Origin of the sequence: Pseudoalteromonas sp. SG41-2 (assembly GCF_014164535.1) — a bacterium.
Lineage (GTDB): Bacteria > Pseudomonadota > Gammaproteobacteria > Enterobacterales > Alteromonadaceae > Pseudoalteromonas > Pseudoalteromonas rhizosphaerae.
Genome location: NZ_JACJFK010000103.1, coordinates 1 through 736, shown reverse-complemented (window position 1 = coordinate 736; position 736 = coordinate 1). Strand labels below are relative to the sequence as shown.

The 736-nt window shown below is 35.7% G+C and carries 1 pseudogene; it reads right to left on the bottom strand.

The window, feature by feature from the left end:
• Positions 1–281: 281 nt before the first annotated feature.
• Positions 282–736, bottom strand: a pseudogene (locus tag H5186_RS22635) (hypothetical protein); the annotation flags it as partial.

Below are 736 nucleotides of genomic sequence, written 5' to 3'. Positions count from 1 at the left end.
TTTTATTCGCGTAAATGCGCCTATCTTGATTTAGCCAACGTCGGAAAAAACATAATCCTCTAAATTCGCTTCCTTCATTTATTATTCGGTGCGCTTCAAAAAAACGATTAAACTTCGTTTTCTTTTGCATGATTCCAACACCAAAGTAATTATTCTTTTGCATCAGGTTCCTTTGCTTTAATAAACCTAGGCAGCATATACCACCTAGGTTTGAATTCCTTTTCTGATTGTTAAAGAGCATTTGGCCTGTGGCCTGTAAATCTATTTTTAAATAACTTTAATCACAAAAGTAAAATATTGAGCTCGTACGCGCGTTTTATGTTTTTCTCTAGCAATACTGGGTCATCACTAAAGGGGGCAATAACATAATTAACTTCATCCCTCGGGTATTCTTTTTCGTCATCAATATCCGTATGAAATACATATTTATAGTTATTTTTTATCTCGGGATCGAGGGGGTAATTATCCATATAGGGGCCAATTTTATCGCCCTTCCAAACTGTGCTGCACCCTTTATCTAAATAATATTGAACTGAAGGTAACATTGCGTAAGGGATAGGTTTATTTTTATCCATATATTCATTTAATAACGTCCATAAATTACAGGCTTGATCGTAACTATCAGCAAACGCGACTATGTATTGGCAATCCCTTTTACCATGTTTAGGGTATTTTTTAGGGATTAAACTTGTAACAGGCATGCCTCTTCCCAAACTAAAGCCTAACGAGCCTCGAT